Origin of the sequence: Haemophilus sp. C1, from assembly GCF_001276515.1 — a bacterium.
In the GTDB taxonomy this organism is placed as follows: Bacteria; Pseudomonadota; Gammaproteobacteria; order Enterobacterales; family Pasteurellaceae; genus Haemophilus.
Map to the genome: position 1 here is coordinate 1 of NZ_LDVZ01000044.1, position 5,283 is coordinate 5,283.

Below are 5,283 nucleotides of genomic sequence, written 5' to 3' on the forward strand. Positions count from 1 at the left end.
CTTGGTTTAAAAGGATTGAGCCCAGTACAATACCGAGCTCAATATTTAAGTTAACTAACTGTCCAACTTTTGGGGGGCAGATCACTTATTAAAGTTACTGAAATAATTAGAAAGTATCTGAAAAAGTGATTTTTTATTCCCACTCGATAGTTGCTGGGGGTTTTCCGCTAATGTCATATACGACGCGGGAAATGCCATTCACTTCGTTGATGATACGGTTAGATACTTTGCCTAATAAATCGTAAGGCAAATGTGCCCAATGTGCGGTCATAAAGTCGATGGTTTCTACTGCGCGTAGGGAAATAACCCAATCGTATTTACGGCCATCTCCCATTACACCTACAGATTTTACTGGTAAGAATACGCTGAAGGCTTGGCTGGTTTTTTCATACCAACCGCTATTGCGCAATTCTTCGATAAAGATTGCATCCGCACGACGTAATAAATCGCAGTATTCTTTTTTCACTTCGCCTAATACACGCACGCCTAAACCTGGGCCTGGGAATGGGTGGCGGTTGATCATTTCAGCCGGTAAGCCTAATGCTAAACCGATTTTACGCACTTCGTCTTTGAACAATTCGCGTAATGGTTCCACTAAGCCAAGTTTTATATAATCTGGTAAGCCACCTACGTTGTGGTGTGATTTAATCACATGTGCTTTACCGGTTTTGCTTGCGGCAGATTCGATCACGTCAGGGTAGATCGTGCCTTGTGCCAACCATTTCACATTAGTAAGTTTTTTCGATTCATCATCGAATACATCTACGAATACTTTACCGATAATTTTACGTTTTGCTTCAGGATCTGATACGCCTGCAAGTTCGCCTAAGAAACGGCTTTCTGCATCAACACGGGTAATGTTCAAGCCGAATTTATCACCGAACATTTCCATGACTTGGTCGCCTTCGTGTAATCGGAGTAAACCGTTATCCACGAATACGCAGTGTAAGTTTTTGCCGATAGCGCGATGTAAAAGTAATGCAACCACAGAAGAGTCCACACCACCAGATAAACCTAAAATAACCTCATCATCGCCCACTTGCTCTTTAATGCGAGCAACGGCATCTTCAATGATGTTTTCAGCTGTCCATTTAGTTTCGCAGCCACAGATGTTCACTACAAAGTTGGTTAATAATTCTAAACCTTTTTTAGTATGTGTTACTTCAGGGTGGAATTGTACGCCGTAGAAACGACGATCTTCATCTGACATTGCCGCAATTGGGCAGGTTGGCGTGGTGCCAGTTACTTTGAAGTTTTCTGGTAAGCGCGTTACTTTATCGCCGTGGCTCATCCAAACGTCTAATTTCGGTTCGCAAGCGGTCAAATTATTATTAAGATTTGCGAAAAGTGCGGTGGCATTTTCTAATGCTACAGAAGCATAGCCAAATTCACGATGATCAGAGGTTTCTGTTAAGCCACCAAGTTGCATCGCCATGGTTTGCATGCCGTAGCAAATACCTAATATCGGCACACCAGCATGGAATACATATTCTGGTGCACGCGGACTATTTTCTTCAGTAGTACTTTCAGGACCGCCTGAAAGAATAATCCCCGTTGGATTAAATTCACGGATTTGTTCTTCCGTTACGTCCCATGCCCAAAGCTCACAGTACACACCGATTTCACGCACACGACGTGCAATAAGTTGGGTATATTGTGAACCAAAGTCGAGGATTAGGATTTTGTGATTATGGATGTTGTTCATTTTGTTTCTCTTTTACGAATTAATTTTTGTTAATCTAGAAATAGCATTTATTAACTCTGCATCATCTTTTAGCGCTTGAGATAGCCTATCCGCTAAAGCCCCCAAAACTATTCGAATATCTTGAGCTAACTCTAAGCATTTTTCATCGGAAAGATTATGGACTCCTTCACTTAATGCTCGATAAAGCAGTAATAGTGGATTTTGTCCATTAATAAGTAAACTTTCAGGTAGATAATCCTTAGCAAGGTTAATTGCATTAGTGAATTGATTCTCAGAGAGAGCTGAATTTAATTTCTCAAGTTGTACATTACCAACATTTAATTTTTTGGAAACTTTAATTATTTCTCCAATAATTTTATCTTTTTGATTTTCTACAACTCGTCGATAGTACGCAAAAGCTGCAATACCTAAACCTTAGTTTTCACAGCGTCGCCCTTTTAAAAATGTTTCCCTTTCAGCACCTAATAAATTAATTAGCTTTGCTGGAGTTGGTGGACCAAAAGTAGGATATTCACCTAATTTATAAATCATCCCTTCTTTGGGGAAAATTAATAATGAGTATATTTTGATTTGTTCTTTGCAATTAGAGCATTTATATATTAGATAGGTTTTTTCTATATAACTATAATGTAAATAGGCGGAGTCTTGTGTATTAAAATTGCGAACGCCATTACAGTTATCGCAATGTAGCTGTAGAGTTGGTGTTTCTAAAAAACTCTCTGCTTTTAAATTTAAAATTTTAACCCGATTATTGGGTGGCAATGTCTCTAAAAATTTGGACATTAAATAATCTTCTTTAGGAACCTGGTTTTGCATATTCTACTTCATCAAATGCTAGATTTTTTAAGTTTTTAGATTTTACTCAATTTTAAACCATAGAAGGTGGGATAAGTCCCACCCTACGGATTAGCCCATACGATAGTTTGGTGCTTCTTTAGTAATAGCAACATCGTGAACGTGGCTTTCTTTAATACCTGCCCCACTGATGCGAACAAATTCTGCTTTGGTGCGTAGTTCATCAATAGTTGCACAGCCAGTTAAACCCATGCAAGAACGTAAGCCACCCATTTGTTGGTGGATGATTTCTTTTAAGTAACCTTTATATGGAATACGGCCTTCGATACCTTCTGGTACGAGTTTATCTGCCGCGTTATCTGATTGGAAATATCGGTCTGATGAACCTTTCGCCATAGCACCTAATGAACCCATACCACGGTAAGATTTAAATGCACGACCTTGATAAAGTTCGATTTCGCCTGGTGCTTCTTCAGTACCAGCAAACATTGAGCCAACCATTACACAGCTTGCACCTGCAGCGATGGCTTTTGCAATATCGCCAGAGAAGCGGATACCACCGTCGGCGATAACTGGAATACCACGATCTTTTAATGCAGCTGCTGCATCTGCGATAGCAGTGATTTGTGGAACACCTACACCAGTTACGATACGAGTTGTACAAATTGAACCAGGGCCGATACCTACTTTCACTGCGCTTGCGCCTGCGTCTGCAAGTGCGATAGCACCTTCAGCCGTTGCTACGTTACCGGCCACGATAGGCAAGTTTGGATATTTTGCACGAGTTTCACGAACACGCTGTAATACACCTTCGGAATGACCGTGAGAAGAATCGATTAACAATACATCTACGCCAGCTTTTACTAATGCATCAATACGTTCTTCGTTACCTGGGCCTGCACCTACAGCCGCACCCACGCGTAAACGACCGAATTCATCTTTACATGCATTTGGTTTTTGTTCTGCTTTTTGGAAGTCTTTAACGGTAATCATACCTTTAAGTTTGAAACTATTATTTACTACTAATACTTTTTCAACACGGTGTTGATGCATTAATTCCAAAATTTCTTCGCGACTCGCCCCTTCTTTTACTGTCACCAAGTCTTCTTTTTTCGTCATTACTTGTGAAACAGTTTTACTCAAATCTTTTACGAAACGGGTGTCGCGTCCAGTAATGATACCAATTAGGTTATTTTCACTATCTACAACAGGATAGCCTGCGAAGCCGTTTTTCTTCACTATTTCAGCTAGTGTTGCAAGGGTTAAATCTGGAGAAACAGTAACAGGTTCAGAAACAATACCACTTTCGAATTTTTTTACTTTACGCACGCGATCGGCTTGGCGTTCGATCGTCATATTTTTGTGGATAAAACCGATACCGCCTTCTTGTGCTAAAGAGATTGCCAATTTGGTTTCAGTTACGGTATCCATCGCCGCAGAAAGCATTGGGATATTTAAGCGAATTTCTTTAGTGAGTTGAGTGGAAAGGTTGGCAGTGTTTGGAAGAACGGTAGAATGTGCAGGGACGAGTAGAACATCGTCAAAAGTAAGGGCTTCTTGTTTAATGCGTAATGACATTGCAATATTCTCGCTAAGTTGAGGTTAAAAAATATTGCGACGGGATTATACAGATTTTACTTGATTTTGAAAACGAAATTTTGAGATTTGTGCTATGATTTTCGCTCCGTTTGCTACAAGGAATAAATGATGAATTTCGCTTTATTGACATATTTAGCTGACTGTCAGCCGAAAGTGCGGTTTGAATTGGAAAAGTTTTCTCCGGATATTGAAGAGGATATTAAACAATTACGTGAGCTAGGCTTGGAAATTGTCGTTAATGGCCAAAATTATTGCTTAGTGCCTAGTCTTCCTTTATTAAACCCTCAGCAAATTTCAACCGCACTTTTTCCTTATAGTATTCATTATCAGCCGATTATTTCCTCTACAAATGAATGGATACTACAAAATATTCCTTCCTTAAAAAAAGGTGATCTTTGTGTGGCTGAATATCAAACTGCAGGACGCGGTCGACGTGGACGTCAATGGCTATCGCCTTTTGCCGGGCAAATAATGTTTAGTTTTTATTGGACGTTTGATCCGAGAAAATCTATCGAAGGCCTGAGTTTGGTCATCGGTTTGGCGATTGCTGAAGTGTTAAACGTGCAAGTGAAATGGCCAAATGACATTTTGTTTGATGGAAGAAAGTTAGGCGGAATTTTGGTTGAAATCGCTAGTCACAAAAATGGTATGCTTAATTTAGTGATTGGCGTAGGTATTAATGTGTCGTTGCCAAAACAAACAGAAATTAGTCAGCCTTATGCGGAAGTGTGTGAAATTGATCATGATGTAGAGCGACAAACTTTATTACCAAAACTCATACAACATTTATATACACGTTTAAATATCTTTGAGAAAAATGGTATTAATGCTGAATTTCAGCAAGCATGGCAATCATATAATGCGTTTTCAAATAATGAAGTAAATGTGCTGACTGAACAAGGTGTTATTTCAGGTATTGAACAAGGCATAGATGAACGCGGTTATCTAAAAGTATTATGTGGCAATAAAATTCAGATGTTTAATGGTGGAGAAGTTTCATTACGTAAGAAATAATAGCAATAAAAGTTTGACTATTCTAACCGCACATTTTTGATAAAATGTTTATATTTCCATCAAAAGATTATTTTTTTAAATATTTTTATAAAAAGTACTTGCAAGGGATTTGAAAATCCCTATAATGCACCGCACACAACGACGCACTGTTGTGAAGTATTTAAGTTTCC

At 39.0% G+C, this 5,283-nt stretch carries 4 protein-coding genes; 1 reads left to right on the forward strand and 3 read right to left on the reverse strand.

The window, feature by feature from the left end; translation table 11 throughout:
• Positions 1 to 133 precede the first annotated feature (133 nt).
• The 3 genes from guaA to guaB form a co-directional block, all read right to left on the reverse strand.
• Complete coding sequence (guaA, locus tag ABW51_RS09315) at positions 134 to 1,705, reverse strand: glutamine-hydrolyzing GMP synthase (protein WP_053466525.1); 1,572 nt, start codon at positions 1,703 to 1,705, stop codon at positions 134 to 136.
• Between the two features lie 414 nt (positions 1,706 to 2,119).
• Entirely contained in the window at positions 2,120 to 2,521 is a 402-nt protein-coding gene (locus ABW51_RS10175) for a hypothetical protein (protein WP_053466526.1), read from the reverse strand.
• A gap of 90 nt (positions 2,522 to 2,611) precedes the next feature.
• Entirely contained in the window at positions 2,612 to 4,078 is a 1,467-nt protein-coding gene (guaB, locus tag ABW51_RS09325; RefSeq protein WP_053466527.1) for an IMP dehydrogenase, read from the reverse strand.
• A 129-nt stretch (positions 4,079 to 4,207) separates the two neighbouring features.
• On the opposite strand from guaB, the gene birA reads away from it, so the two are divergent.
• A complete protein-coding gene (birA, locus tag ABW51_RS09330; protein ID WP_053466528.1) occupies positions 4,208 to 5,113 on the forward strand; it encodes a bifunctional biotin--[acetyl-CoA-carboxylase] ligase/biotin operon repressor BirA in 906 nt (301 codons plus the stop codon).
• The last annotated feature ends 170 nt before the right edge of the window (positions 5,114 to 5,283 follow it).